At 69.5% G+C, this 26,222-nt stretch carries 21 protein-coding genes; 8 read left to right on the forward strand and 13 right to left on the reverse strand.

The window, feature by feature from the left end:
- Positions 1-118 precede the first annotated feature (118 nt).
- The 3 genes from EPN98_RS06085 (at position 119) to EPN98_RS06095 (ending at position 5,352) form a co-directional block, all read left to right on the forward strand.
- Positions 119-1,174, forward strand: coding sequence for a glycosyltransferase family 4 protein (locus EPN98_RS06085; protein ID WP_293361554.1), 1,056 nt, complete (start codon positions 119-121; stop codon positions 1,172-1,174).
- Between the two features lie 15 nt (positions 1,175-1,189).
- Complete coding sequence (locus EPN98_RS06090; protein WP_293361556.1) at positions 1,190-3,346, forward strand: glycogen debranching N-terminal domain-containing protein; 2,157 nt, start codon at positions 1,190-1,192, stop codon at positions 3,344-3,346.
- 116 nt (positions 3,347-3,462) lie between these two features.
- Positions 3,463-5,352: a glycoside hydrolase family 15 protein gene (locus EPN98_RS06095; RefSeq protein ID WP_293361717.1), complete on the forward strand. Its 1,890-nt coding sequence runs from the start codon at positions 3,463-3,465 to the stop codon at positions 5,350-5,352.
- Positions 5,353-5,386: 34 nt separating this feature from the next.
- Here the strand turns inward: EPN98_RS06095 and EPN98_RS06100 are convergent, their stop codons facing one another.
- From EPN98_RS06100 to EPN98_RS06110, 3 genes are read right to left on the reverse strand one after another with little or no spacing between them, the layout of a single operon-like run.
- The gene (locus EPN98_RS06100) at positions 5,387-5,602 is read right to left on the reverse strand and encodes a DUF465 domain-containing protein (RefSeq protein ID WP_293361558.1); all 216 of its coding nucleotides are present in this window, start codon (positions 5,600-5,602) and stop codon (positions 5,387-5,389) included.
- A 12-nt stretch (positions 5,603-5,614) separates the two neighbouring features.
- Positions 5,615-6,058, reverse strand: coding sequence for a TIGR02444 family protein (locus EPN98_RS06105; RefSeq protein ID WP_293361560.1), 444 nt, complete (start codon positions 6,056-6,058; stop codon positions 5,615-5,617).
- A gap of 1 nt (position 6,059) precedes the next feature.
- The gene (locus EPN98_RS06110) at positions 6,060-6,659 is read right to left on the reverse strand and encodes a UbiX family flavin prenyltransferase (protein WP_293361562.1); all 600 of its coding nucleotides are present in this window, start codon (positions 6,657-6,659) and stop codon (positions 6,060-6,062) included.
- A gap of 125 nt (positions 6,660-6,784) precedes the next feature.
- Here EPN98_RS06110 and EPN98_RS06115 point away from each other — a divergent pair, with 125 nt between their 5' ends.
- The gene (locus EPN98_RS06115) at positions 6,785-6,958 is read left to right on the forward strand and encodes a DUF465 domain-containing protein (protein WP_293361564.1); all 174 of its coding nucleotides are present in this window, start codon (positions 6,785-6,787) and stop codon (positions 6,956-6,958) included.
- Between the two features lie 214 nt (positions 6,959-7,172).
- Here the strand turns inward: EPN98_RS06115 and EPN98_RS06120 are convergent, their stop codons facing one another.
- The 5 genes from EPN98_RS06120 to ilvD form a co-directional block, all read right to left on the reverse strand.
- Complete coding sequence (locus EPN98_RS06120; RefSeq protein ID WP_293361566.1) at positions 7,173-7,871, reverse strand: cell cycle transcriptional regulator TrcR; 699 nt, start codon at positions 7,869-7,871, stop codon at positions 7,173-7,175.
- A gap of 100 nt (positions 7,872-7,971) precedes the next feature.
- Positions 7,972-9,753 carry a M57 family metalloprotease gene (locus tag EPN98_RS06125; RefSeq protein ID WP_293361568.1) on the reverse strand — a complete coding sequence of 594 codons (1,782 nt, stop codon included), beginning with the start codon at positions 9,751-9,753 and terminating at the stop codon, positions 7,972-7,974.
- 273 nt (positions 9,754-10,026) lie between these two features.
- The gene (gene ribB, locus EPN98_RS06130; RefSeq protein WP_293361570.1) at positions 10,027-11,169 is read right to left on the reverse strand and encodes a 3,4-dihydroxy-2-butanone-4-phosphate synthase; all 1,143 of its coding nucleotides are present in this window, start codon (positions 11,167-11,169) and stop codon (positions 10,027-10,029) included.
- Positions 11,166-11,741 carry an NADPH-dependent FMN reductase gene (locus EPN98_RS06135; RefSeq protein ID WP_293361572.1) on the reverse strand — a complete coding sequence of 192 codons (576 nt, stop codon included), beginning with the start codon at positions 11,739-11,741 and terminating at the stop codon, positions 11,166-11,168. Before EPN98_RS06135 ends, ribB begins: the two co-directional genes overlap by 4 nt.
- A gap of 53 nt (positions 11,742-11,794) precedes the next feature.
- Complete coding sequence (gene ilvD, locus EPN98_RS06140) at positions 11,795-13,687, reverse strand: dihydroxy-acid dehydratase (protein WP_293361574.1); 1,893 nt, start codon at positions 13,685-13,687, stop codon at positions 11,795-11,797.
- A 96-nt stretch (positions 13,688-13,783) separates the two neighbouring features.
- Between ilvD and EPN98_RS06145 the strand changes: the two genes are divergently transcribed.
- The gene (locus EPN98_RS06145; protein ID WP_293361576.1) at positions 13,784-14,683 is read left to right on the forward strand and encodes a LysR substrate-binding domain-containing protein; all 900 of its coding nucleotides are present in this window, start codon (positions 13,784-13,786) and stop codon (positions 14,681-14,683) included.
- Here the strand turns inward: EPN98_RS06145 and EPN98_RS06150 are convergent.
- The 3 genes from EPN98_RS06150 to EPN98_RS06160 form a co-directional block, all read right to left on the reverse strand.
- Complete coding sequence (locus EPN98_RS06150; protein ID WP_293361719.1) at positions 14,680-16,401, reverse strand: class I adenylate-forming enzyme family protein; 1,722 nt, start codon at positions 16,399-16,401, stop codon at positions 14,680-14,682. The genes EPN98_RS06145 and EPN98_RS06150 overlap by 4 nt on opposite strands.
- Before the next feature lie 252 nt (positions 16,402-16,653).
- Complete coding sequence (locus EPN98_RS06155; protein WP_293361578.1) at positions 16,654-17,976, reverse strand: acyl-CoA dehydrogenase family protein; 1,323 nt, start codon at positions 17,974-17,976, stop codon at positions 16,654-16,656.
- Positions 17,977-18,094: 118 nt separating this feature from the next.
- Positions 18,095-18,862: a crotonase/enoyl-CoA hydratase family protein gene (locus EPN98_RS06160; protein ID WP_293361580.1), complete on the reverse strand. Its 768-nt coding sequence runs from the start codon at positions 18,860-18,862 to the stop codon at positions 18,095-18,097.
- Between the two features lie 86 nt (positions 18,863-18,948).
- Here EPN98_RS06160 and EPN98_RS06165 point away from each other — a divergent pair, with 86 nt between their 5' ends.
- Positions 18,949-20,172 (forward strand): serine hydrolase domain-containing protein, encoded by a 1,224-nt coding sequence (locus tag EPN98_RS06165; protein WP_293361582.1) that lies wholly within the window; start codon positions 18,949-18,951, stop codon positions 20,170-20,172.
- 25 nt (positions 20,173-20,197) lie between these two features.
- On the opposite strand, the gene EPN98_RS06170 is transcribed toward EPN98_RS06165, so the two are convergent.
- Entirely contained in the window at positions 20,198-21,727 is a 1,530-nt protein-coding gene (locus EPN98_RS06170) for an MATE family efflux transporter (RefSeq protein WP_293361584.1), read from the reverse strand.
- 115 nt (positions 21,728-21,842) lie between these two features.
- Here EPN98_RS06170 and rfbD point away from each other — a divergent pair, with 115 nt between their 5' ends.
- Positions 21,843-22,730 (forward strand): dTDP-4-dehydrorhamnose reductase, encoded by an 888-nt coding sequence (gene rfbD / locus EPN98_RS06175; protein ID WP_293361586.1) that lies wholly within the window; start codon positions 21,843-21,845, stop codon positions 22,728-22,730.
- A 9-nt stretch (positions 22,731-22,739) separates the two neighbouring features.
- Here the strand turns inward: rfbD and EPN98_RS06180 are convergent, their stop codons facing one another.
- Entirely contained in the window at positions 22,740-24,128 is a 1,389-nt protein-coding gene (locus EPN98_RS06180) for an amino acid permease (protein ID WP_293361588.1), read from the reverse strand.
- A 152-nt stretch (positions 24,129-24,280) separates the two neighbouring features.
- On the opposite strand from EPN98_RS06180, the gene EPN98_RS06185 reads away from it, so the two are divergent.
- A complete protein-coding gene (locus EPN98_RS06185; protein WP_293361589.1) occupies positions 24,281-26,029 on the forward strand; it encodes a DUF885 family protein in 1,749 nt (582 codons plus the stop codon).
- The last annotated feature ends 193 nt before the right edge of the window (positions 26,030-26,222 follow it).

Raw genomic sequence — 26,222 nt, forward strand, 5'->3', positions numbered from 1 at the left:
CGCCGCATGGCGCCAGATTCCGCGCGCTCTATGGAACTTCCCCAGGGCCCCCGCGTCTCACTTCCCGGATGCCAGGCGCCGCGTTCGGGACGGGGCGCCCTGCCAGGGAGTTTTGTGAATGCGTATCGCCCAGGTCGCCCCTCTGTATGAGGCCGTGCCGCCCAAACTGTACGGCGGCACCGAGCGGGTGGTGGCGCACCTGACCGACGCGCTGGTGGCCCTGGGCCATGACGTCACCCTCTTCTCCAGCGCCGAGGCGCAGACCACCGCCACCCTGGCCCCGGTGCGCGACCAGGCCATCCGCCTGGACCCCGCGCCGCTGAAGTCGGACCTGGCGGCCCATCTGCATCAGCTGGCCCTGGTGCGGGCGCGGGCCGGCGAGTTCGACGTGATCCACTTTCACACCGACATGATCCAGTTCCCGATGTTCGAGGACATGGCCCGGCGCACGCTGACCACCCTGCACGGCCGGCTGGACCTGAAGGACCTGCCCAACGTCTACGCCCGCTGGCCGCAGTTCCCGCTGGTCTCGATCAGCGACAACCAGCGCCTGCCCCTGCCCGGCGCGAACTGGGCCGCCACGGTGCACCACGGGATGAGCGCAGAGCTGTATCGCTTCAACCCGAGCAGCGAAGGCTACCTGGCGTTCCTGGGGCGCATCTCGCCTGAGAAGCGGCCCGACCGCGCCATCGCCATCGCCACGGCCGCGGGCCGCAGGCTGCGCATGGCGGCCAAGGTCGACAACGCTGACCGCGCCTATTTCGAGGACGAGATCGAACCCCTGATGGCCAATCCGCTGGTCGAGTTCGTGGGCGAGATCGGCGACGGGCAGAAGTCGGCCTTCCTGGGCGGCGCGGACGCGCTCCTGTTTCCCATCGACTGGCCCGAGCCGTTCGGCCTGGTGATGATCGAGGCCATGGCCTGCGGCACGCCGGTGATCGCCTGGGACAACGGGTCGGTGCCCGAGGTGATCGAGGACGGCGTGACGGGGTTCATCGTCCGCTCGGAGGCCGAGGCGGCGCGGGCCGTCGAACGCCTGCCGACGCTGAACCGCCGCGCCATCCGCGACCGCTTCGAGGAGCGCTTCTCGGCGATCGCGATGGCCTATCGCTACGTCGAGATCTACGAGCGCCTCCGCCTGGCCAACGACGAACCGATGACCGAGGCCGCCTGACCGGCGGTTGACCCAATGAACGACCTGGCGCCCGCCCACGGAGCCCCTGTCGAATGGGGCGAGATCGAGGAACCCCGCGTTCCTCAGCGGCTCTATGCGCTGAAGGACCGCGACACCTTCATCGTCGCCGACAGCCATGGCGACATCGCGGGCGCGGCCGACGGGCTGTTCCACGACGACACGCGGATCCTCTCGCGCTGGGAGCTGACCCTGGGCGGACGTTCACCCACGCTGCTGTCGGGCGCGGTGAGCCAGGACAACGTCTATTTCACGAGCCACGGCCTGAACCGGGCGATCCCGGCGCCCGCCGGACCCGCCGGACCGCCGGGCGTGGCCCACATCGAGCGCAAGCGGTTCCTCTGGAACGAGCGGCTGTACGAGCGGATCCGGCTGACCAACTACGCCCCCGAGACCATCGAGCTGCCGCTGGTCTTCGTGTTCGAGGCGGATTTCCGGGACATGTTCGAGGTACGCGGCGCGCGACGCCGGGGGCGCGGAGAGCTGTTCGCGCCCGAGGTGCTGACCCAGTCGGTCTGCTTCCGCTACCAGGGCCTGGACGGTGTGGGCCGGACCAGCGTGGTGGCGTTCTCCGAGCGACCGGACGTCATCGCCGCGGGCGAGGCGGCGTTCCGCATGACCATCGGCTCGGAGCAGTGTCGCGAACTCTATGTGGAGGTGGGCGACTCGGGCGCGGAGCCGCCGTCGCGGGCGCGATTCCGCGCCGCCGCAGCCCGGGCCCGGTTCGCCATGCGCGAGCGCCGTCGGCAAGGGGCGCGGGTCACCACCAACGGCCGGCTGTTCAACGGGTGGCTCGACAAGTCGCGCGCGGACCTGGCGCTGCTGACCACGCCGATGCCGACGGGCCCCTACCCCTACGCCGGCATTCCCTGGTTCTCGACCTGCTTCGGCCGCGACGGGATCATCACCGCCTGGCAGATCCTGTGGCTGGAGCCGGCGCTGGCCAAGGGCGTGCTGTCGTACCTGGCGTCGTGGCAGGCTGAAGAGACGTCGGCGTTCCGCGACTCCGAGCCCGGCAAGATCATGCACGAGACCCGGCGCGGCGAGATGGCCGCCCTGGGGGAGGTGCCCTTCGGCCGCTACTACGGCGGGGTCGACACGACGCCGCTGTTCGTGGCGCTGGCCGGCGCCTACGCCCAGCGCACGAGCGACTACGCCCAGATCGAGCAGTGGTGGCCGGCGCTGGAGCGGGCGGCCGGCTGGCTGGTGATGATGGCCGAGCGTCACCCGCTTGGACTGATCGCCTACGCGCGGGCGATGGACGGCGGGCTGGTGAACCAGGGCTGGAAGGATTCGGGCGATTCGATCTTCCACGCCGATGGGCGCTTCCCCGAGGGGCCGGTGGCCCTGGTCGAGGTGCAGGGCTACGCCTACGCGGCGTATCGGACGATGGCCGACCTTACCGCACGGCGCGGCGACAACGCGGCCGCCGAGGCCTGGAGCGCGCGGGCGCAGCACCTGCGGCAGGTGGTCGAAGAGCGCTTCTGGATGGACGAGGCCGGCTTCTACGGCATCGCGCTGGACGGCCAGAACGAGCTCTGCCGGGTGATGGCCTCGAATCCCGGCCACCTGCTGCTGACGGGCCTGCCCCGCGCCGACCGGGCGCAGCTGATGGCCGAGCGGATGTTCAGCGCCGACTTCTTCTCGGGCTGGGGCCTGCGGACGCTGGCGGTGCACGAGCCGCGCTACAACCCGATGAGCTATCACAACGGCTCGGTCTGGCCGCACGACACGGCGGTGGCCGCGCTGGGGCTGTCCTACTATGGCGAGCGGGCCGGCGTGGTGAAGCTGACGGCGGCCCTGTTCGAGGCGGCCTCACAGCTGGACATGCGCCTGCCCGAACTGTTCTGCGGCTTCCCCCGCGCGGCGGGCGAGCCGCCGGTGGCCTATCCGGTGGCCTGCCTGCCGCAGGCGTGGGCGGCCGGGTCGGTGTTCATGCTGCTGCAGGCCTGCCTGGGTCTGTCGATCGACGCCGAGTGCTCGCAGGTCGAGGTGCGCGACCCCGTCCTGCCCACCGGCATCGACCAGCTCAGCATCCGCGACCTGCGCATCGGCGACGGCGCCATCGACCTGACGTTCGAACGCCAGGGCGGCCGCGTGGCCGTCCACTCCAACAGCCGCGGCCCCAGCCTGCGCGTGCGGTACGGCGGGTAGGCGCGAACGCCGGCCGCCGGCCGCCGGAGCCAACGTCCGCCGGGCGCGTTTCTTGGTCGGGCAGCCGACCTTGGCGGGGCGCGGCGGCTGGATCGTGATCTTTGCGGAGGAACGCCCTGACCCAGTCCCTGGACCTGTTCCCGATCGGCAACTGCGCCGCCAGCGCCCTGATCGACCGCGCCGGCCGCTATGTGTGGGCCTGTGTGCCGCGGGTGGACGGCGACCCGTTCTTTTCGGGCCTGCTGAGCGGCAAGGCCGCCGACGCCGAGGACGCCACGGGGATCTGGGCGATCGAGGTGGAGGGCGCGACCCAGACCACCCAAGCCTATCTGCGCAACACGCCGATCCTGCGGACCGAGATCGTCAACGCCGACGGCGCGGCCGTGGAGGTCATCGACTTCTCCCCGCGCTATCGCCACCTGGGGCGGCAGTACCGGCCGCTGGCCTTCGTGCGGATCGTGCGGCCGCTGAGGGGCGCGCCGCGGATCCGGATCCGGCTGCGGCCGACGATGAACTACGGCGAGCGGCCCTGTCCCACGACGGCCGGGTCGAACCACATCCGCTACACCAGCGACGAGACCACGCTGCGGCTGACCACCGACGCGCCGGTGAGCCACATCCTGGAGGAGCGCGCGTTCCGGCTGGAAGAGCCCATCGGCCTGTTCCTGGGGCCCGACGAGGGGCTGGACGCCGACGTCTCGACGACGGCGGCGCGCATGCTGCGCGAGACCACCGACTACTGGCGCGGATGGGTGCGCACGCTGTCGGTGCCGCTGGAGTGGCAGGAGGCGGTGATCCGTGCGGCGATCACGCTGAAGCTGTGCGCCTACGAGGAGACCGGCGCCATCGTGGCGGCGCTGACCACCTCTTTGCCCGAGCATGAGGCCGCCGCCGGGGCCGGCCGCAACTGGGACTACCGCTACTGCTGGCTGCGCGACGCCTACTATGTGGTCCAGGCGCTGAACCGGCTGGGCGCGGCCGACATGCTGGAGAACTACCTGGTCTACCTGCGCAACCTGGTGGACCTGGCCAACCGCGGCGACATGCGGCCCCGCGCGCCGGCTTCGCCGCAGCCTGAGCTTCCGGGGCTGACGCCGGGAACACCCGCCAACGGCCGGGCCGGACACGTCCAGCCGGTCTATGGCGTGGGCCTGGAGCCCGTGCTGACCGAGTGGATCGCCCCGCACCTGCCGGGCTATCGGGGGATCGGGCCGGTGCGGGTGGGCAACCAGGCGCACGAGCACATGCAGCACGACGTCTACGGCCAGATCGTGCTGTCGACGGTGCAGGCGTTCTTCGACGAGCGGTTGCTTCGGCCGGCCAACGCCGACGATTTCCGGGCCCTGGAGCCGATCGGCGAGCGGGCCTTCGAGCTGCACGACAAGCCGGACGCCAGCCTCTGGGAGTTCCGGGGCCGCGAGGCAGTGCACACCTATTCGTCGGTGATGTGCTGGGCGGCCTGCGACCGGCTGGGCAATGCGGCGGGCCGCCTGGGGCTGGCCGACCGGGCCGCGTACTGGAACGCCCGCGCGGCACAAGTGCGCCAGACCATCGAGACGCGCGCCTGGAACGCGGCGGAGGGCCGCTTCGCCGCGACGTTCGAGGGCGACGAGCTGGACGCCTCGCTGCTGCAGCTGGTGGATGTGCGCTTCCTGCCGGCCGACGATCCGCGGATGGCGGCGACCATGGCGGCGGTGGAAAAGGGCCTGCGGCGCGGCCCCTACATGCTGCGCTATGCCATCCCGGACGACTTCGGCCTGCCGAAGACGGCGTTCAACTTCTGCACCTTCTGGCTGATCGAGGCGCTGCACCTGTCGGGCCGCACCGCCGAGGCGCGGCAGCTGTTCGAGGAGATGCTGGGCCGGCGCACCCGCGCGGGCCTGTTGTCGGAGGACATCTCGCTCGACGGCCAGGAACTGTGGGGCAACTACCCCCAGACCTACTCCCTGGTGGGCCTGATCAACTGCGCCAACCTGCTGTCGAAGAGCTGGCAGAGCATTCGGTGATGTCTGCCTTTCCCACGCAGTGGGAGAGGGCAGATCAGGCGATGATGTCGGGGTTCAGGTAGTGCTCGATCCGGGCCAGTTCGTCCTTCAGCGCCAGCTTCTTGCGCTTGAGGCGGCCGATGACGACGAGGTCGGGAACCGGGCTGGCGGCCAGGGCCTGGATGGCGGCGTCCAGGTCGGCGTGATCCTGGCTCAGGTCCTTCCAGCGAGCCTCGAGGGCCTCTTCGGTGAAGGTCGAGTAGTCGATCATATACGCCATATCCTAGCTCAGGGCGGCGGCGAGTTCGGCCAGCGCGTCGGCAGGCGCGGGCTTGTCCCACGCCAGCGAGGCGGCTTCCAGAGCTTCCAGCGCATGCGCCCCGCCCTGGCCATGCGACAGATCGGCCAGGGTCTCCAGCAGCAGGCGCTCGGCCGCCAGTTCGAGGGCCTTGACCTCCTCGCGAAGGCTCAGCCGGGCTTCGTCGTCGAACGGCGGCAGGGGCGGCTTCAGGGCGCGGCGCACCTCGCGAAGCGGCTTCAGCGCGGTGGCGTCCCAGGCGCGGGCGGCCTCGGCGGCGCGGGCCAGCAGCGCCGGGTCCTTTGTCTCGGCGTAGACGGCCCACAGCAGCAGCGACGTGTTCTGGCCGTACTCATCCTGCAGCCTGAGGCAGGCTTCGGGCACGCCCGGCTGTGCATAGGCTCCGAGCGCCCACTCCCAGATCGACATCTCAGGCTCCACCCTTCACGGGGCCCACGTCGAGGCCCCAGCGTTTCACCGGCTTCCAGGCCAGGCCGAAGAGATCGAGCGCGCGGCCCACCGACTGGTCCACCATTTCCTCCAGGGACTGGGGCTTGGCGTAGAAGGCCGGCAGCGGCGGGGCGATGATGGCGCCCATCTCGGTCAGTTTCACCATGGTGCGCAGGTGGCCGAGATGCAGCGGCGTCTCGCGCACCATCAGCACCAGCGGGCGACGTTCCTTCAGGGTGACGTCGGCGGCCCTGGTCAGCAACGAAGCCGTCACGCCGGTGGCGATCTCGCTCATCGTGCGCACCGAGCACGGCGCGACGATCATTCCCAGGGTCTGGAACGAGCCCGAGGCTATGGACGCGCCCACGTCGCCCGCCTTATGGGCCACGTCGGCCCGGGCCTGGACATCGGCGACCGTGAGTTCGGTCTCCTGGTCGAGGGTGAGCGCCGAGGAGCGGCTCATCACGAGGTGGCTCTCGACCCCCAGCTCGCGACACGCGTCCAGAGCGCGCAGCCCATAGGCGATCCCGGACGCGCCCGAGATGGCCACGATCAGGCGCGGCTTTTCCGAGTTGGCCATACGAAAACTACCGACCCCCGACGCGATCCGGTTCCAGCGGGACCGATTGCAAACATATGTGATCTGACAGCGGCGGGAAGCGGGTGTTCACTCGGCGACTGTCCAACTGAGAGGAGGCACTACGCATGGCGCTAGATGCCCGGATCCGGGAACTCGGATCCCGTCACCAGTCCCTGGAACAGGCCATTCAGGACGAGATGAGAAGGCCCTACGCCGACGACATCAAGCTCAAGGAGCTCAAGCGACAGAAGCTGAGGCTGAAGGAAGAGATCGAGACCCTTCGCGGCCACATGCACTGACGGATTTCCCTCCCCTCTGGGGAGGGTGGCGAGCAATTCACCCTCCTTGGGGGGTGGCTCGCATAGGGAGGGGGGCGCCGGGTCGCGGCGCGACCCGGTGGGCGAGACGGGTGGGGATGTGTGGATCATCCCCACTGTCCGCGCCTATCCGTGACTTCCCCACCAGCTCGCCCTTTGGCGAGCTGCCCGTCCCCAGAGGGGAGGGAAGATTCGCCTAGTCCTCGTCGCCGTCGTCGTCGCCGTGGTCGGCGAAGACCGACGCCGCGGTGTGCGTGCGGTGATCCTCGTGATCGTCCTCGGGCTCTTCGACGGGCGCGCCGGTTTCGGCGGCGGGGCGCAGGGTGGCGCCCTCCGGCTCGACGATCCCCTTGCGGGCGTCGTCCTTGGCCTTCTTGTCGGCAGCCTTGCGAACCACGGCGTCCAGCTCAAGCTGGGTGGCGAGGCCCAGGGTCACGGGATCGACCGGCTTGATCTGGGCCGAGTTCCAGTGCTGGCGGTTGCGCACCTGGTCGATGGTGGCCTTGGTGGTGCCCAACAGGCGCGCGACCTGGCTGTCCGGAACTTCCGGGTGATTGCGGATGAACCAGGCGATGGCGTCGGGACGGTCCTGGCGGCGCGACACGGGGGTGTAGCGGGGCGACTTCTTGACCGGCTTCAGCAGCTCGGCGTGCCGGCTCTTCTGGGCCTTCATCCGGTAGCTGGGGTTCTTCTCGGCCGCGTCCAGCTCATCGCGCGAGAGCTGGCCGTTGGCGATCGGGTCGGCGCCGCGGATGTCGCGCGCCACTTCGCCGTCGGCGATCCCCTTCACCTCGAGCGGGTGCAGAACACAGAAATCGGCGATCTGCTCGAAGGTGAGCGAGGTGTTGTCCACCAGCCAGACGGCGGTCGCCTTGGGCATCAGGATCTGGGTCATTTTTCGTGTCTCGAAAACGAAGGCGCCCGGCCTTTCGGCCGGGCGGTGGGTTTCTTTCTATAGGCCGGATAGCGCCGACTGAAAACGGGATTTCTCGCCGCTAGCCGATGATCACCCAGCCGTCGCCCAGCGCGCTCATCTGCACGCCCACCAGGATCACCTGGTCGCTGGCCCCGCCCAGGGTCAGCACGGTGTCGGCGCCCACCTGGGCCACGGTGTAGGTCGTGCCCACGTCCAGCAGCACGCGGTCGCCCTCCGCGAAATTGAAGTCGGTGATGCGGTCGATGTCGGCGCCGGTGAAGCTGTGGAACAGGTCGGCCCCTGCGCCGCCGGCCACGGTGTCGTTCCCACGGTCGCCCGAAACATAGTCGTTTCCGGCGTCGCCCATCAGGCTGTCGGCGCCCTGGCCGCCGCGCAGGGTGTCGGCCCCGTCGCCGCCGATCAGGACGTCGTCGCCCAGGTTGCCGTACACGAGGTCGGTCCCCTCGTTGCCGTAGAGGACGTCGTTGTCCTTGCCGCCCACGACCCAGTCGTCGCCGCCGCCGCCGAAGGCGGTGTCGTTGCCCATGTTGCCGTTGATGTCGTCGAACGACGAGCCGCCCAGGATGGAGTCGTTGCCCTCGTCGCCGCGCAGATAGCCCGCACCCGGCCCGCCATCGACCGTGTCGTTGCCGGCGCCCGCGAAGATGCGGTCGCCCCCGGCGTTGCCCTGGATCGAATTGTCCAGCGCGTTGCCGTTGATGGTGTCCGAGCCGAAGCCGCCGATAGCGTTCTCGATCTTCGCGCCCTGGGCCACGGCCACATTGCCCACCAGCGCGCCGACATTCGAGAAGAAGCCCTCGCGCAGATCGATGGTCTGGTTCTGGGAGTAGCCCGAGAAGTCGAACGTGTCGTTGCCGCCGGCGTCCCAGACCGCAAACACCGCGCGCGACGAGCTGTTCGCGATCGTGAACCACGCGCGCTCGGCGTTGGAGTTGAACCCGTAGACCGTGTCGCCCGTGCGGGTCGACATGTTGGCGCCGTACTCGATCTGGATCGCCCGGATGTCGTCCAGCTGCGGCGCGGCCGGGAACGTCGTCCCGTAGTTCGCGCCCGTGTTGGTCGCCGAGAAGTAGCTCATCACCGTGTACTGGCGGCTGTCCTCGAAATACTCGGCGTCGTCCGCATAGGTGATCACCGTGTCCTCGTCGGCGTTGTAGTCGCCGGGATGGGCGAGGCCGATCGCGTGACCGATCTCGTGCAGCAGCACCTGCAGGCCCTGGTTGCCGACGACCGGGAACGCGTTGGAGCCGACGGTCAGGTTGACCCACACGTCGCCGCTGGTTTCAGACCGTCCGGGGTAGAAGGCGAAGGCCGAGGAGCCCTTGGCGCCAGCCGTATAGTTGGCGAGCAGGATCTGGGCGGCGTTGGAGTAGGCCTCCTCGCCGGTGTCTCCGACGCCCACACGCTGAAACCGAATATTCGCCGCGTCCGACCAGCCCTGCATCGCAAGCTCGGTGGCCGTGATCTGCGCGGAATTGAACCGCTGGAAGCCGGTTGTGTCAGACGGCATCTGCGTCGGCTCGGACGCGCGGAACGCGTAGGTCACGGTGTAGGCTTGGCCCGCCACGCCGCCCCAGCCGGGGTAGGGCTGCATGGTCACCGGGTCGAATCCGGTCATCTGCAGGCCCGCGCGGTCGATCGAGAAGCTGGGCTTGCCGTTCACTGTCGTCCCGGCGCGCTCATCCGCGTTCAGATAGGACCCGAAGATTGGCGCGCCCGTCTCGACGACGTCGGCCAGGCCGGCGCACAGCGGGCAGGCGCAACCCGCGCCATCGGCGGCGAAGGCGCGGACGGCGAGGTCGGTGTCGGTCAGGGAGGCGGGACTGGACTCGCTGGGCATTTCCACACTCTAGGTCGACCCATCCCCTTCAATTTCTTAAGGGAACGGGAAAATCCGCACAATGCGGACGCCGTGCGGCCGTGCGGCGCACGCGACGAAGATACGTCCGGGCGGGGGTCACGGATTTGCCGACACTGACGCACTTTCCGCTGGACGGCTAGATGAGCCGCCCTCATCGGCTTTTACCGGTCGGCGTCGCTGAGGCTGGGCGGGGCCTTGCGAGAGGAACCGGGGCCGTGGCCCTCCCGGCCTCCGCTGCGCCGGGGCAGGCGACTAGGCCAGCGGCATCCGCCCCACGATCTTCAGGCCATAGCCGGCCGAGGCCGGCAGCACGGTCTGCGAGCTGCTGAGCAGCATCATGTCGCGCACGCCCAGGTCGAGCAGGATCTGGGCGCCGATGCCGTAGTCGCGAAGGACGTTTTCGGTGTGGTCCACCTGCGCCTGGCCGTAGCGCTCGCTGAGCCAGTGCGGGTTCGAGTCACGGATGAACACCGCGACGCCGGCGCCGTCGTAGGCGGCCAGCGCCTTCAGGGCGCGGGGCACATACTCGCGCCGCGTCTCGACCGCGCCCAGCATGTCGGCGGCCATGTCGACGCGGTGCATGCGCACCAGGGTGGCCTTGTCGGGATCGATCTTGCCCTTGGTGAGCACCACATGCTCGGTCTGGTCGATGGAGTTGCGGTAGATCACCATCCGGAACTTGCCGCCGTAGGCGCTCTCGAACGGCGTCTCCAGCACCCGCTCCACCTGCCGCTCGGTGCGGCGGCGATAGGCGATCAGGTCGGCGATCGTGCCGATCTTCAGGCCATGCAGCTGGGCGAAGGCGACCAGATCGGGCAGGCGCGCCATCGACCCGTCGTCCTTCATGATCTCGCAGATCACGCCGGCGGGGTTCAGGCCGGCCATGCGGCTGATGTCGACGGCCGCCTCGGTGTGGCCGGCGCGGACCAGCACGCCGCCGTCGCGGGCCACCAGCGGGAACACGTGGCCGGGCGACACGATGTCGTCCACGCCCTTGGTCGGGTCGACCGCCACCGCGATCGTGTGGGCCCGGTCGTGGGCCGAAATGCCCGTCGTCACGCCTTCGCGGGCCTCGATCGAGACGGTGAAGGCCGTGCCGTGGCCCGAGGCGTTTTCGTGGGCCATCGGCGGCAGGCGCAGCTGGCGGGCGCGCTCGCCGGTGATCGACAGGCAGATCAGGCCGCGCGCGTGCTTGGCCATGAAGTTGATCTGTTCCGGTGTGGCGAACTGGGCCGGGATGATGACATCGCCCTCGTTCTCGCGGTCCTCGGCGTCGACCAGGATGTAGGGCCGCCCGTTGCGGGCGTCCTCAATGATGTCCTCGATGGGGCTGATCGCGCCCTGCACGGGGTCTTCGTCGGAGCCCGAGGGCGGCACGAGGAAAGGGCGCTTCATCGCGATAGGGCCTTCATCTGGGCGAACTCCACCACCTGTTCGGCGACGGTGGCGAGCTGCCAGGCATCCTTCTGGTCTCGGCAGTCGCCGGCCTCGTCGAAGAGGCTGACTCCCGCATTGAGGGCCGCTCCGAACGGGGTCGGCCAGCCCCTGAGGGCATGTATGATCGCACGGAGCGCCATCAAGGTCGTGCCCGCGGCCTGCCAGCCGTCGGCCGTGATGATCGTGCCCACCGCCTTGTGGCTGAGGTAGGGCTCGGCGTCGGTGCGGGTGAGCTCCAGCGTGTCGAGGGCGTTCTTGATCACCCCCGAGATCGAGCCGTGATAGCCCGGGCTGGCCACGATCACCCCGTCGGCGCGGCGGATGGCGTCGGCCAGCTCCTGCTGGGCCGCGTTCGTTTCACCCGGACGCGGATCGAAGATCGGCAGGCCCGACAGGAACGCGCCGCCCAGAAGGTGAGTCTCGGCCCCCTTCGCCTCGGCGGCCTTGAGCGCGCAGATCAGCGCTTTCTCGGTGGTCGAGCCCGCGCGGACGGTTCCGCCCAGACCGACGATAAGGGGACGCTTGGTCATAGGCACTGCTGTAGGCCGCGCGTCGCCGGAACGCCAGTTCCCGCAGCGGGAGATCAGGCCGTCTCGGACGACCTCGCCGGCGCCGGGGCGATCACCCGCGGCGCCGCATCCAGGTCGCGGACGGCCCCGCGCGCGGCGCTGGTGGCGAAGGCGGCGTAGGCCTTGAGCGCGGTCGAGACCTTGCGGACGCGGTCCACCGCCGGCTGCCAGGCCTTGGGGCCGCGGGCGACCATGGCGGCGTGACGCTCGGCCAGGACAGCCGGGGCCACCTTCAGCGTGATGCCGCGGTTGGGGATGTCGATCTCGATCACGTCGCCGTCCTCGACCAGCGCGATCAGCCCGCCCTCGGCCGCCTCTGGCGACACGTGGCCGATGGACAGGCCCGAGGTGCCGCCCGAGAAGCGGCCGTCTGTGATCAGGGCGCAGTCCTTCCCGAGGCCCTTCGATTTCAGATAGCTGGTCGGATAGAGCATCTCCTGCATGCCTGGACCGCCGCGGGGACCCTCGTAGCGGATGACCACCACGTCGCCGGCCTTCACCCGACCGGTCAGGATGCCGCTCACCGCCGCGTCCTGGCTTTCGTAGACCTTCGCCTTGCCCGTGAACTTCAGGATGCTCTCGTCGACGCCCGCGGTCTTCACGATACAGCCGTCGAGGGCGAGGTTGCCCTTCAGCACCGCCAGGCCGCCGTCCTTCGAGAAGGCGTGGTCGATGTCGCGGATGACGCCGCCGGCGCGGTCCTCGTCCAGGGCGTCCCAACGCTCGGACTGGCTGAACGCCGTCTGAGTCGGCACCCCGCCCGGCGCGGCGCGGAAGAAGGTGCGGACGGCGTCGTCGTTGGTGCGGCGGATGTCCCAGGTGTCGAGCGCCTCGCCCAGCGAGGGCGTGTGGACGGTGGGCGTGTCGCGATGGATCAGGCCGCCGCGGTCCAGCTCGCCCAGGATCGCCATGACGCCGCCGGCCCGGTGGACGTCCTCCATGTGCACGTCCGACTTCGCGGGGGCCACCTTGCTCAGGCAAGGCACCTTGCGCGACAGCCGGTCGATGTCGGCCATCGTGAAGTCGATCTGTCCCTCGTGGGCGGCGGCCAGCAGGTGCAGCACCGTGTTGGTCGAGCCGCCCATGGCGATATCCAGGCTCATGGCGTTCTCGAAGGCCCGGAAGTTGGCCACGGCGCGCGGCAGCACCGAGGCGTCGTCCTCCTGGTAGTGGCGCTTCGTGATCTCGACGACCAGACGGCCCGCGCGGCGGAACAGGGCCTCGCGGTCGGCGTGGGTGGCCAGCACCGAGCCGTTGCCGGGCAGCGACAGGCCCAGCGCCTCGGTCAGGCAGTTCATGGAATTGGCCGTGAACATGCCCGAGCACGAACCGCAGGTGGGACAGGCCGCGCGTTCGATCGCCTGGACCTCCTCGTCCGAGACGTTGTCGTCGCCGGCGGCGATCATGGCGTCGATCAGGTCCAGCTTGGTGGTCTTGCCGGCCTTGACGACCTTGCCGGCCTCCATGGGCCCGCCCGAGACGAAGACCGCCGGGATGTTCACCCGCAGCGCGGCCATCAGCATGCCGGGGGTGATCTTGTCGCAGTTGGAGATGCAGATCATGGCGTCGGCGCAGTGGGCGTTGACCATGTATTCCACGCTGTCGGCGATGATCTCCCGCGACGGCAGGCTGTAGAGCATCCCGTCGTGGCCCATGGCGATGCCGTCGTCGACCGCGATGGTGTTGAACTCCTTGGCCACGGCCCCCGCGGCCTCGATCTCGCGCGCCACCAGCTGGCCCAGGTCTTTCAGGTGGACATGGCCGGGAACGAACTGGGTGAACGAGTTCACCACGGCGATGATCGGCTTGCCGAAGTCGGAGTCCTTCATCCCCGTCGCGCGCCAGAGGCCGCGGGCGCCGGCCATATTGCGGCCGTGGGTCGACGTGCGGGAACGCAGAGCGGGCATGGGGAGCCTCCGGATTGGACCGGACGGCGATAAGGCCCGGCGCGCCATTGGCAAAATATATTGTTACGTCGTTATTAGGTCGTATCACATATCAATATGGACGTTCGCCAGCTGCGGCATTTCACGACGGTCGCCGAGACCCTGCATTTCGGGAAGGCGGCGGAGCGGCTGGGCATGACCCAGCCGCCCCTCAGCCAGTCGATCCAGGCGCTGGAGCGCGAGCTCGGCGCGGCGCTGTTCGAGCGCACCAAGCGCAGCGTGACCCTGACGCCGTTCGGAGAGCGCTGGCTGGGCCCGGCCCAGGCGGCGCTGGCGGGCTTCTCGGAGCTGCCGCAGATCGCGCGGCGCCTGCGAGACGGCGAGGTGGGGCGACTGGAGCTCTCGTTCGTATCCACCGCGGACTACAGCGTCCTGCCGACGATCGTGCGGCGCTACGCGGCGCTGCACCCGGACGTGGAGATCGCCCTGACCGAGGCGACCAGCGACGTGCAGATCGCCGCGCTCTCGGAGGGCCGCGGCCACGCCGGTCTCGTCATCCCGCCGGCGGGCGGGGTTCTGCCGCCCGGGCTCAGCTACCGGCGTCTCTTGCTCGAACCGCTGGTGGCGGCCGTGCCCGAGAGCTGGATCGAAGAGGGCCGGATCGTCGCAGAGGGCGGACGACTGGCGCCCCAGCAGGTGATCGCGGCGCCGCTGATCATCTTCCCCCGCCGGGTGGCGCCCGCGTTCCATGACCTGGTCACCGGCTACTTCGCTGTCCACGGCGGGACCGCCCGCGTGGTGCAGGAGGCGATCCAGATGCAGACGATCATCAGCCTGGTCTCGGCCGGCCTGGGCGTGGCGCTGGCGCCCACGTCGCTGCGCAATCTCGCCCGCACGGGCGTGCGCTACCTGGACCTCGCGGGCGAGCCGCCGGCGCTGGAGACCGGCGTCGCCTGGCGCACCGCCGACACGACGCCGACGCTGGCGCGGTTCCTGGAGGTGGTGCCGGAGCGCTAGACCTCTTCGGTCGCGAAGACCTTCTTGAGCTCGGTCTTCAGGATCTTGCCGTTGGCGTTGCGCGGCAGGGTCTCGGGCCAGAAGGCCACCTTCACCGGGACCTTGAACGCCGCCAACCGCTCGCGGACGAACGACCGCAGCTCGGCCTCGGTGGCCGTACCGCCCGGCTTCAGGTGGACCACCGCGCCGGGTTCCTCGCCCAGGGTCTTGTGCGGGATGCCCACGATGGCGGCGTCCATCACGTCGGGGTGGTCGTAGAGGACGTTCTCGACCTCGACGCAGTAGATGTTCTCGCCGCCGCGGATCAGCATGTCCTTGGCCCGGTCGATGATGAAGAGGAAGCCCTCCTCGTCGATCCGCGCCAGGTCGCCGGTGCGCAGCCAGCCGTCCTGGAAGGTCTCGGCGGTGGCCTCGGGCTTGTTCCAGTAGAGCTTCACCACCTGCGGGCCCTTGACCCACAGCTCACCGACGCTGCCGGCGGGCAGGATGGTTTTGCCGTCGGCGGGGTCGCGCACGTGCATCTCGCCCACGGGGGCCGCAGGCCCCGCGCTGTCGGGGCGGTTCTCGTAGTCGCGGCCCAGGTGGCTGGTGAAGGTGGCCGTGGTCTCGGTCATGCCCCAGCCGTTGCCGGGCTGCGAGCCGGGGAAGATCTCGGCGATCTTGCGCACCAGTTCGGGGGCCGACGGCGCGCCGCCGTAGGTGACGGCGACCAGAGAGGAGAGATCGTACCTGGACCGCGCGGGATGCTCGATCAGCTGCCAGGCGATGGTGGGGACCCCGCCGGTCGCCGTGACCTTCTCGCGCTCGATCAGCTTCATGGCGGGCTCGGCGTCCCAGCGGCGCATGAGCACGATCTTGCCGCCCGAGTTCATCGTCGGGCCCAGGGTCGCCGACAGGCCGGTGGCGTGGAACATCGGCACGACCAGCAGGGTGCAGCGCTGGGGGACCTTCAGCGGATCCATCTCGGGCAGCGGCTCGCCCGCGCGCAGGAAGTTCCGCGCCGCCGAGATGCCGCCGGCGCCGATGTTGGACGTCATGTTGCGGTGGGTGCCCAGGGCGCCCTTGGGCCGGCCCGTCGTGCCGGACGTGTAGAGGATGGTGGCGTCGTCCTCGGGGCCCAGCGGCACGTCGGGCAGGGCCAGCTCGGGCAGGCTCCCCCAGCTGTTCACGACGCCGATGACGTCCTCCAGGCGATGGCACTTGGCCGGCAGGCCCTGGGCGGCGTGGCGGGTGACGTAGACCTTCTCGAGGTCGGGCAGCTTGGCCAGGAATTCTTCGACGCGGTCCAGGCGCTCGTCGTCGACGAAGGCGACCTTGGTCCCGGAGTCGGCCAGGCCGTATTCCAGCTCGGCGCCCGTCCACCAGGCGTTCAGCGGCGTGACGATGGCGCCGACCAACTGGCCGGCCCAGAAGCATACGGCCCACTCCGGCAGGTTGCGCATGATGACGGCGACCCGGTCGCCCTTCTTCACGCCGTCGGCGATGAGGCGGTGGGCCAGGGTGATCGTCGCGCGGCCGAACGCGTCGTAGGTGGCGCGGTCGTCGTCGTAGACCAGGAACTCGCGGTCCTTGAACCGCTGGCCGTTCAGGAACACGTCGCGAAGGGTGGGCGGTGCGTTCTTCCAGGTCTTCGTCGGGATACCGCGGATGACCTGTTCCTCGATCTCGAAGGGCGAACCCGGGCCGGTCAGGCGCGCATGCGCCTCGGCGATCGACATCACGGGCCAGGACTTATCGGTCACGGAATTACCTCGAGAAACAACAGGCAGCGAAGGAAGCGCGAATCCTAACGGCCGTTTGAAGGCCGTTCCAGGTCCCCTAAAGGACCCCTCCCTTTGCGGCAGGATTGCAGGGCCGTCGCAGACGCCCTCCAACCTGGCCGCCAAGCGCGCCGCGGCGCTGTCATTGGAACCACGGACGAACACCGATGAACACGGATGTCGGCCGCCGCGCCGTCTGGCCCGTTCGCGCTAGACCTTCTCCGTCCGGCGGCTGGCGTAATGGTCGCGGATTTCGCCCAGTTCCTTGGCGAAGCGCTTGCGGGCTTCCTCCTGGAGCTTGGGGATGTGGTAGTTCGGGAAGAGGTCGTTGTCGGGCGTGTAGTCCTTCAGGACCTGCTTCGCGAGGGTCACCTTGTGAACCTCGGTGGGGCCGTCGGCGATGCCCATGACCAGAGCCGAATTGACCATCCGCATGAACGGCATCTCGTTCGAGACGCCCAGCGCGCCGTGCAGGTGGGCCGCCTTCTGGGCCACGTCGCCGTAGACCTTGGGCATGGCCACCTTGATGGCGGCGATGTCCTTGCGGACCTTCTGGTAGTCCTTGTGCTTGTCGATCAGCCAGGCGGTACGCAGCACCAGCAGGCGGAAGCTTTCCACCGCGATCCAGCTGTCGGCGATCTGTTCCTGCACCATCTGCAGGTCGGCCAGGCGGCCGTCGCGCGTGGTGCGCGACACGGCCCGCTGGCACATCAGGTCCAGGGCGTGACGGCAGGCGCCGACGGTGCGCATGGCGTGGTGCACGCGGCCGCCGCCCAGCCGCACCTGGGCGATCACGAAGGCCGCGCCGCGGTCGCCCAACAGCGCGTCGTACGGCAGGCGCACGTTGTTGTAGCGGACATAGGCCTCGTTCCCGCCGCCGATCTCGCCGCCCGCGCCCACGGCGACGTTGCGGATGATCTCGACCCCGGGGGTGTCGGTGGGCACCAGGAAGATCGAAGTGCGCCGGTAGGGGTCCTTCGCGTCGGGATCGGTGATGGCGTATAGCACCAGCACCTTGGAATAGCGGGCGTTGGTCGAGAACCACTTCTCGCCGTTGATCACCCATTCATTGCCGTCCAGCACAGCGCGGGTGGTGAAGGTGAGCGGATCCGAACCGCCGGTCGGCTCGCTCATGGAGAAGGCCGAGCGGATCTCGCCGTTCAGCAGCGGCCAGAGGTATTTCTCCTTCTGAGCGTCGGTCCCGTAGTGGGCGATGATCTCGGCGTTGCCGCTGTCGGGCGCCTGGCAGCCGAAGACGCTGGGGGCCAGGCTGTTGCGGCCCAGCTTCTCGTTCATCAGCGCCAGCTTGAGCTGGCCATAGCCCTGGCCCCCCAGTTCGGGGCCCAGGTGGCAGGCCCAAAGGCCCTCGGCCTTCACCTTGTCCTGCAGCGGCTTGATGAACTTCTTCCGGCCCTCGCTGGAGAAGACCGCCATGCCGAGGTGACTGAGCGGCTCGACCTCGTCGCGCATGAAGTCCTCGATCCAGTCCAGCTTCTTCTGGAACTCGGGATCGGTCTCGAAATCCCACGCCATGCGCGCTCTCCCCCGGCGGCAATTTTTCGTATTATGGGTACGCTAGACCCGCAGCGCAGGATGTCAAACGCTGGTTTGTGGCCTCGCCTTGCCCAGCAATGCGGAAAGGGGGAGGATCTCAGAATGCGCCGCCGCGGCCCTGGCCCGAGGCGAACCGCGTCGCGCCCTCGACGGCCGAGCCGGTGCGCAGCGTCTCCATGCCGACCTTGACCTCGTAGGCGGTGGCCTCATCCCAATCGAGCGACCACTGCTCCAGGGCCGAGAGCCGGTCGTTGCGCAGGCATAGCTGCGGAAAGGCCGATAGCTGGCGGGCGAGCTCCAGAGCGGCGTTCAGCGCCTCGCCCTTCGGCACGACGCGGTTGGCGAGACCCATCTGCAGGGCTTCGGGCGCGCCGACCGGCCGGCCCGTGAGGATCATGTCCATCGCCCGCGAGTGGCCGATCAGGCGCGGCAGGCGGATGGTGCCGAGGTCGATCAGCGGCACGCCGAAGCGGCGACAGAAGACCCCGAAGATCGCATCCTCGGCGGCCACGCGCAGGTCGGCCCAGCAGGCCACCTCAAGGCCGCCCGCCACCGCATGGCCCTCGACGGCGGCGATCACCGGCTTGCCGAGGCGGAGGCGGGTCACGCCCATGGGCCCGAAGTCGCCGTCCGGCTTCACCGGATTGCCCCGGCCCTCGCTGATGCCCTTGAGGTCGGCGCCCGCGCAGAAATAGCCGCCCCGGCCGGTCAGCACCGCCACGTCCAGGTTCTCGTCGGCATCGAACCGCTTGAAGACGTCGTAGAGCTCGCGCGCCGTGGCGCCGTCGTAGGCGTTGCGCCGCTCGGGGCGCTCGACGGTGACGATCGCGATGCGGCCATCGGTCTCGTAGCTGACGTTCGACATGGGGGCGCCTCCTGCTGCTTGCGCATCGTCACGCTTGCGACAGCGGGGAACGCAAGGGCAAATGCGGGAAGTTTGGGAGGAACGGTATGGGCAAAGCCAAAGAGCACGGCTTCTCGAAGGAGCGCCTGGCGCGGATCGACAGGTTCCTGGACGAGAAGTACGTGGCCGCCGGCCGCCTGCCGTGCGCCCAGTTCCTGCTCGCCCGCAATGGCGAGGTGGTTCACCAGACGATCCTGGGCGAGCAGGACCCCGAGCGGGGCGTGAAGCTGGCCGAGGATACGGTCTACCGCATCTATTCCATGACCAAGCCGGTCACCTCGGTGGCGCTGATGCAGCTGGTCGAGGAAGGCGCTGTCGCCCTGGACGACCCGGTGGCGCGCCATATCCCCGAGTGGAAGGACCTGGGCGTCTTCTCCGCCGGCACGGGCCCCTACCTGACCACGCCGCCCAGCCGGCCCATGCAGGTGGTCGACCTGCTGCGCCACACGTCGGGCCTGACCTACGGCTTCCAGAACCGCACCAACGTCGACGCGGCCTATCGCAAGCTCAAGCTGGAGGCGATGCACGGCGAGCACGACCTGGAAGCGATGATCGATATGCTGGCCAAGCTGCCGCTGGAGTTCTCGCCGGGCGAGGCGTGGAACTACTCGGTGGCCACCGACGTCTGTGGCTATCTGGTGCAGAAGCTCTCGGGCAAGCCGTTGGACCGGGCGCTGCAGGAACGCATCTTCGATCCCCTGAAGATGGTCGACACCGGCTTCCACGTCCGCGACGACCAGAGGAGCCGTTTCGCCGCGTGCTACGACGCCGGCCCGGGGGGCAAGCTGAAGCTGCAGGACGACGCCCAGAAGAGCCCCTACCTCGCGCCGCCCAGGCTGTTGTCCGGCGGCGGCGGGCTGGTGGGTACGGCGGCCGACTACATGCGCTTCGCCACCATGCTGGTGAATGGCGGCGAACTGGACGGCGCGCGCATCCTGGCGCCCAAGACCATCGAGCTGATGGCGTCCAACCACCTGCCCGGCGGGAAGGACCTGACCGAGCTGTCGCGCTCGCTGTTCTCGGAGAGCACCAATGCCGGCGTCGGCTTCGGCCTGGGCTTCGCCACCGTGTTCGATCCGCCGCAGACCCTGATCCCCTGCAGCTACGGCGAGTTCTACTGGGGCGGCGCGGCCTCGACGGCCTTCTGGGTCGATCCGGTCGAGCAGGTGACGGCGGTCTTCATGACCCAGCTGCTGCCCTCGTCCACCTACCCGATCCGCCGCGAACTACGGACGCTGACGTACTCGGCCCTGATGGAGACGTACGGGTAGTTTCCCCTACGACCCTGAAGTGGGGCTAGCCCTTCGCCTCTTCCTTCGCCGGCGCGCGTGAGGCGGCGTCGGCCATCGCTTCGGCCTCCTCGATCATGGGCTGGCCGAAGCCGGTGTCGGGCTCTTCGGTGGCCATGGGCGTGGTCGGCAGCATCCGCGCCTTCCGCCAGCCGCCCCAGAGATAGTAGCTGCCGGCCAGCAGCAGCGTCGTGGTCGAGCCGATCGGGAAGGCGATCCAGATCGCCTCGGCGCCCAGGCTGGGCTCGAGCAGGTTGGCCAGCGGCACGCGGACGCCCCACAGCGAGATGATCATCGCCAGCAACGGCGGCCACACCGCGCCGGTCGAGCGCACGACGCCGGAGAAAATGAAGGCGATGCCGAAGGGGATGAAGCCCCACAGCACGATCGAGTTGATGTGGATGGCGATCGGCAGCGACGGGCTGGTCGCCGGCAGGAAGGCCCGCAGCACCCACGGGTCGGCCAGGTAGATCAGCACCACCGGCACGGCCGTGAACAGCAGCGCGTACAGCGCGCCCGAGCGGGCCACCAGCTCGACGCGGTCCATCTTGCCCGCGCCGATGTTCTGCGCCGCCATGGACGAGACCGCCGCCCCCAGCGCCATCGCCGGCATCTGGACATAGGTCCACAGCTGGGCCGCCGCGCCGTAGGCCGCGGAGGTGTGGACGCCGTGCTGGTTGACCAGGCTCATCATGGTGACGGCCGCCAGGGAGGTGACCATCATCTGGAAGCCCATGGGCAGGCCCTTGAGCACCAGCCCCTTGATGATCGTCAGGTCGGGAATCAGCAGGTGGAACTCGCCCGGCCGCAGCACCAGGATCGATTTCCTCCGGTAGAGGTGCACGATCATCGCGAAGAGGGTGATCGTCTGCGACACGAGGGTGGCGGTGGCCGAGCCCGCGATCCCGAGCTCGGGGAACGGGCCGAAGCCGGTGATCAGCAGCGGGTTCAGGACGACGTCCATCCCCACCATCACCAGCGAGAAGTAGAACGGCGTGCGGCTGTCGCCCGTGCCCCGCTGGGCCATCATCACGTACGAGAAGAAGTACATGAACGGCATCGCCGAGAAGATCACCCGCAGGTAGGCGATGGCGTCGCGGCGCGCGTCGGCCGGCGTGCCCATGGCGTCCAGGATGTGGGGCGTGAGGTAGACGCCCAGCGCCCCCACGGTCAGCGACACCACGATGAAGAAGGCGGTCGAGGTGCCGATCACCCGCTTGGCGGTCGCCTCGTCACGGGCGCCCATCGCCTGGCCGATCATGATGTTCGACGCCATCGACAGGCCGAACACGGCTCCCAGCATCAGGAACATGATCTGATTGGCGTTGGACGTGGCGGTCAGCGCCGCCTCGCCCAGCACGTGGCTGACCCAGATGGCGTTGGCCGAGCCGTTCAGCGATTGCAGGATGTTGGTGGCCAGCACCGGCAGGGCGAAGAGGATCAGCGTCTTGCCGATCGGCCCCGTGGTCAGGTCGGGCATCTTGCGCCCGCCGGGGCCCATGCCCGGTCCGCGCGCCGCTCCCGCCTGACTGCTCAACTGACCGCTCCCCCTATGTACCGACGCTTCTAAAGGCCGCCCGCCCTTCGGTTCAAGCGTGGCGCACGGCCACAGCCCGGCTTGAGGCGTCATCGTTTCGCGTTATGGAAGCGGCATGACCGTCCAGATCCTGCAGTTCGGAACCACCGGCCAACTCGGCGTGGAGCTGTTGCGCCAGGCGCCCGGCCACGACGTTTCGGTGACCGCGCTGAGCCGCGCCGAGGCCGACCTGTCCGATCCCGCCGCCTGCGCCGCGAAGGTGCGCGAGGCCCGGCCCGACGTGGTGGTGATCGCCGCGGCGCACACCGCCGTCGACCTGGCCGAGAGCGAGACGGAGCTGGCCCGCGCCATCAACGCGGTCACGCCCGGCGCCATCGCCGCGGCCGCCGCCGAGGTGGGCGCGGCGGTGATCAATGTCTCGACCGACTATGTCTTCGACGGCGACGGCGGCGCGCCCTACCCCGAGACGGCGGCGACCAACCCGCTGAACGCCTATGGCCGGACCAAGCTGGAGGGCGAGGGCGCCGTCGCCGCCGCGAACCCGCGATCGCTCAGCATCCGAACGTCCTGGGTGGTCTCGCCCCACGGCAAGAACTTCGTGAAGACCATGTTGCGGGTGGCCGCCGCCGGGAACCCGCTGAAGGTGGTCGATGACCAGTCGGGGCGGCCGACCTCCGCCGCGGACCTCGCGGGCTTCATCCTGCAGATCGCGCCGAAGCTGGCGGCTGCGAAGGCCGGCGCCCCCCTGTTCGGTCTGGTGCACTTCGCCAATTCCGGCGAGGTGACCTGGCGCGACTTCGCCATCGAGATCTTCGCCCAGGCGCTGGGCGACCAGGCGCCCGAGGTGGGCGGCCAGAAGACGGCGGACTACGTGACCCCCGCGCGGCGCCCGCTGCGGGCGACCATGGACCTGTCGCGACTGGAGCAGGTGTACGGCTTCACGCCCCGGCACTGGAAAGAGGCGCTCGGCGACATCGTCGCCGAGCTGCGGGCCGCGACCTAGATCTCCGAACTAGGACGGGCTGGCCAGCCGGCTCTTCACCCGCCCGTAGAGCAGGTACACCACCGCGCCCAAGACGTTGGCGCCCAGGAAGAACAGCATCGTCTGGGTCTGCAGGCTGGCGAACAGGTAGATGCAGCCGGCGATGGTCAGCGGCGCGACCACCCAGACCAGCGGGGTCACGAAGGGGCGCGGCAGCTCGGGCGAACGGCGGCGCAGCACCATCACCGCGAAGGCCACGGCGATGAAGGCCACCAGCGTGCCCGCATTGGCCAGCGAGGCGATCTCGTCCAGCGGCACCAGCCCGGCGAAGACGGCGGCCACGACGCCGGTGAAGATGGTCACCATGGTCGGCACGCCGCGGCTGTCCACCTTGGCCAGGCCTTGCGGCAGCAGGCCGTCGCGGGCCATGGCGAAGAACACCCGGCTCTGGCCGAACATGAAGACCATGATCACCGTCGGCATGGCCACGACCGCCGCGCCGGCGATGATCGCCGCGGGGCCGGGCTGGCCCAGCTGCTTCAGGGCGTAGGCCAGCGGCTCGGGGCTCTTGGAGAAGGGCTCGTAGGGCACGACGCCCAGGGCTGCGGCGGCGATCACCATGTAGATCAGGGTGCACAGCGCCATCGAGCCCACGATGCCGATGGTCAGGTCGCGCTTGGGGTTCTTGGCCTCCTCGGCCGCCGTCGAGATGGCGTCGAAGCCGTAGAAGGCAAAGAAGATGATCGCCGCCGCGCCCATCACTCCGTACTTCTTGCCGTCGATCTCGTGGGCGCCGAAGCCGAACGGCGCGAACGGCTGGAAGTTGGCCGCATCGAAGTGCGGGATCGTGAAGGCCACGAAGGCCGCCAGCGCCACCAGCTTCACGCACACCAGGATGAAGTTGACCGTCGCGCTCTCGCGGGTGCCCAGCAGCAGCACGCCGGTGACCACCAGCGCGATGAAGATCGCCGGCACGTCGATCGCCCCGCCGTTCAGCAGCAGCTCGGGCACGCCGGCGCCGCGCAGCAGGCCCGAGGCGTAGCCTGACCAGCCCACGGCCACGGCGCTGCAGACCAGGGTGTATTCCAGGATCAGGCCGACGCCGACGATCCACGCCAGGGTCTCGCCCAGGGTGACGTACGAGTAGGTGTAGGCGCTGCCGGCCTGGGGGGTCAGGCTGGCCATCTCGGCGTAGCAGAGGGCCGCGCCGGCGCAGATGACGCCCGCGACCGCGAACGACAGGATCACCGCCGGGCCCGCCAGCCCCGCCGCCACGCCGGTCAGCGTGTAGATGCCGGTGCCGATGATGGCGCCGACGCCCAGCGCCATCAGGTGCGGCCAGCCCAGCGTGGCCTTCAGCCCGCCGCCATGGGCGGGCGCCGCCAGCTCGAGCGGCTTGCGGCGCGTGATGAAACTCATGTGCATCCCCTCTCCGGCCCCTCTTGCCTGGGTTCGCCGGTTCCTGAGGCGTCATTTGCGCTGAGCTTGACGGGGCTGCCAAGCCTTGCCCTGAAACGCTTGTCGCGCGGGCGAACACGCGCCAGCTTGGCCGCCTTTCGGGGAGAAAACGTATGCGCCGCCACCTGTTCGCCGCCGCCGTGTTCGTGATGGCCGCCGGGCCGGCGCTGGCCGACGATGCCGCGATCTCGAAACTGGCCTCGGATTATGACGCCTGGCTGCTGGCCGAGGACCCGATCACGGCCGGTCGGCAGGGCGACCGCGCCGCGCTGTCGAAGCTGCCCGAGGTGACTCCCGCCGCCGATGCGCGCCGGCTGGCGGCGCTGAAGGCGTTCCAGGCGCGGCTGGCGGCGATCCCGGCGCAGGGGCTGTCGGACAGCGCCGCGCTGAATCGCGGCTACATGGCCTGGGAGCTGGAGAGCCGGGTGGGGCAGATCCAGTTCGACACCGCCCGCATGCCGGTTTCGTCGGACGGCGGCTTCGAGGATCTGCTGAACTATGTGGCCTCGACCACGCCGATGCGGGGGATCGCCGACGCCGAAGCCTGGATCGCCCGGCTGGAGGCGCTGCCCGGCTACTATCGCGACAACGTCGCCAACGCCCGGCGCGGCATCAGGACCGGCTTCACCCAGCCCAGGCCCACCATCGACATCATCATGGCCCGCGCCAAGGCCGCGGCGGCCGCGCCGATCGAGGGCGACCCGCTGCTGCGGCCGTTCCGCGCCCGGCCCGACGGCGTCGCCGCCGACCGCTGGGCGGCGCTGGCCGCGCGTGCAGAGGCGGTCGTCCGAGACAGGATCCGCCCCGTCCAGCGCGAGTTCGCGACCTTCATCGAGACCGAGTATGCGCCGGCCGCCCGCAAGGGCCTGGGCGTCCGCGTCACCCCGGGCGGCGAAGCCTTCTACCGCTTCGCCGTGAAGGACTTCACGACCACCGACAAGACGCCCGACGAGGTCTTCGCCCTGGGCGAATCCGAGGTGGCCCGCATCCGCGCCGAGATGCTGTCGGTCATGAAGGAAACGGGGTTCACAGGCGACCTCCCGGCCTTCATCGCCATGCTGCGCAAGGACCCGAAGTTCTACGCCAAGAGCCGCCAGGAGCTGCTGGAGAAGGCCTCCGAGATCGCCAAGCGGATCGACGACAAGTTGCCCGGCTACTACGGGACCCTGCCCCGCCTCACCTACGGCGTGCGGCCCGTGCCCCCCGAGATCGAGGCGGCCTACACCACCGGCCGCTACTTCCAGGGCAGCCCTGACCAGGGCGTCGCCGGCGGCTACATGGTCAACACTTATGCGCTGGACCAGCGGCCGCTCTACGAGCTGCCGGCCCTTACCGCCCACGAGGCCGTCCCCGGCCACCATCTGCAGATCGCCCTGGCCCAGGAGCTTAAGGACGTGCCGATGTTCCGGCGCGAGGGCGGGGTCACCGCCTTCGTCGAGGGCTGGGGCCTCTATTCCGAGAAGATGGCCGGCGACATGGGCATCTACCGCGACGCCTACGAGCGCTTCGGCCAGCTCAGCTACGAGATGTGGCGCGCCTGCCGGCTGGTGGCCGACACCGGCATCCACTGGAAGGGCTGGGACAGGAAACAGGCCGAGGCCTGCTTCCTGGAGAACACCGCGCTGGCCCCGCTCAACATCACCGTCGAGGTCGACCGCTACATCTCCTGGCCCGGCCAGGCGCTGGCCTACAAGATCGGCGAGCTCAAGTTCCTGGAGCTGAAGGCGCGCGCCCGGGCCCGGCTGGGCGAGCGCTTCGACATCCGGAAGTTCCACGACGCCGTCCTGCTGGCCGGCCCCCTGCCGATGTCCATGCTGGACGCCCGCATCGACGCCTGGATCGCGGCCGAGGCGGCGCGGTAGCAGACCTTCCAACTCCAACTCTCTGAACGTCATGGCCGGGCTTGTCCCGGCCACCCAGATACGCGGGCGCTTAAAGGCTATCGGCGGAGGCGCCGCTGCGAACCTCCGAACGGCGGTGCTTCTGGGTGGCCGGCACAAGGCCGGCCATGACGTTCAAAGGTAGGGGGATACGGCTCGCCGGGCAGACGCAGCC

Source organism: Phenylobacterium sp. (assembly GCF_004299445.1).
GTDB lineage: Bacteria > Pseudomonadota > Alphaproteobacteria > Caulobacterales > Caulobacteraceae > Phenylobacterium.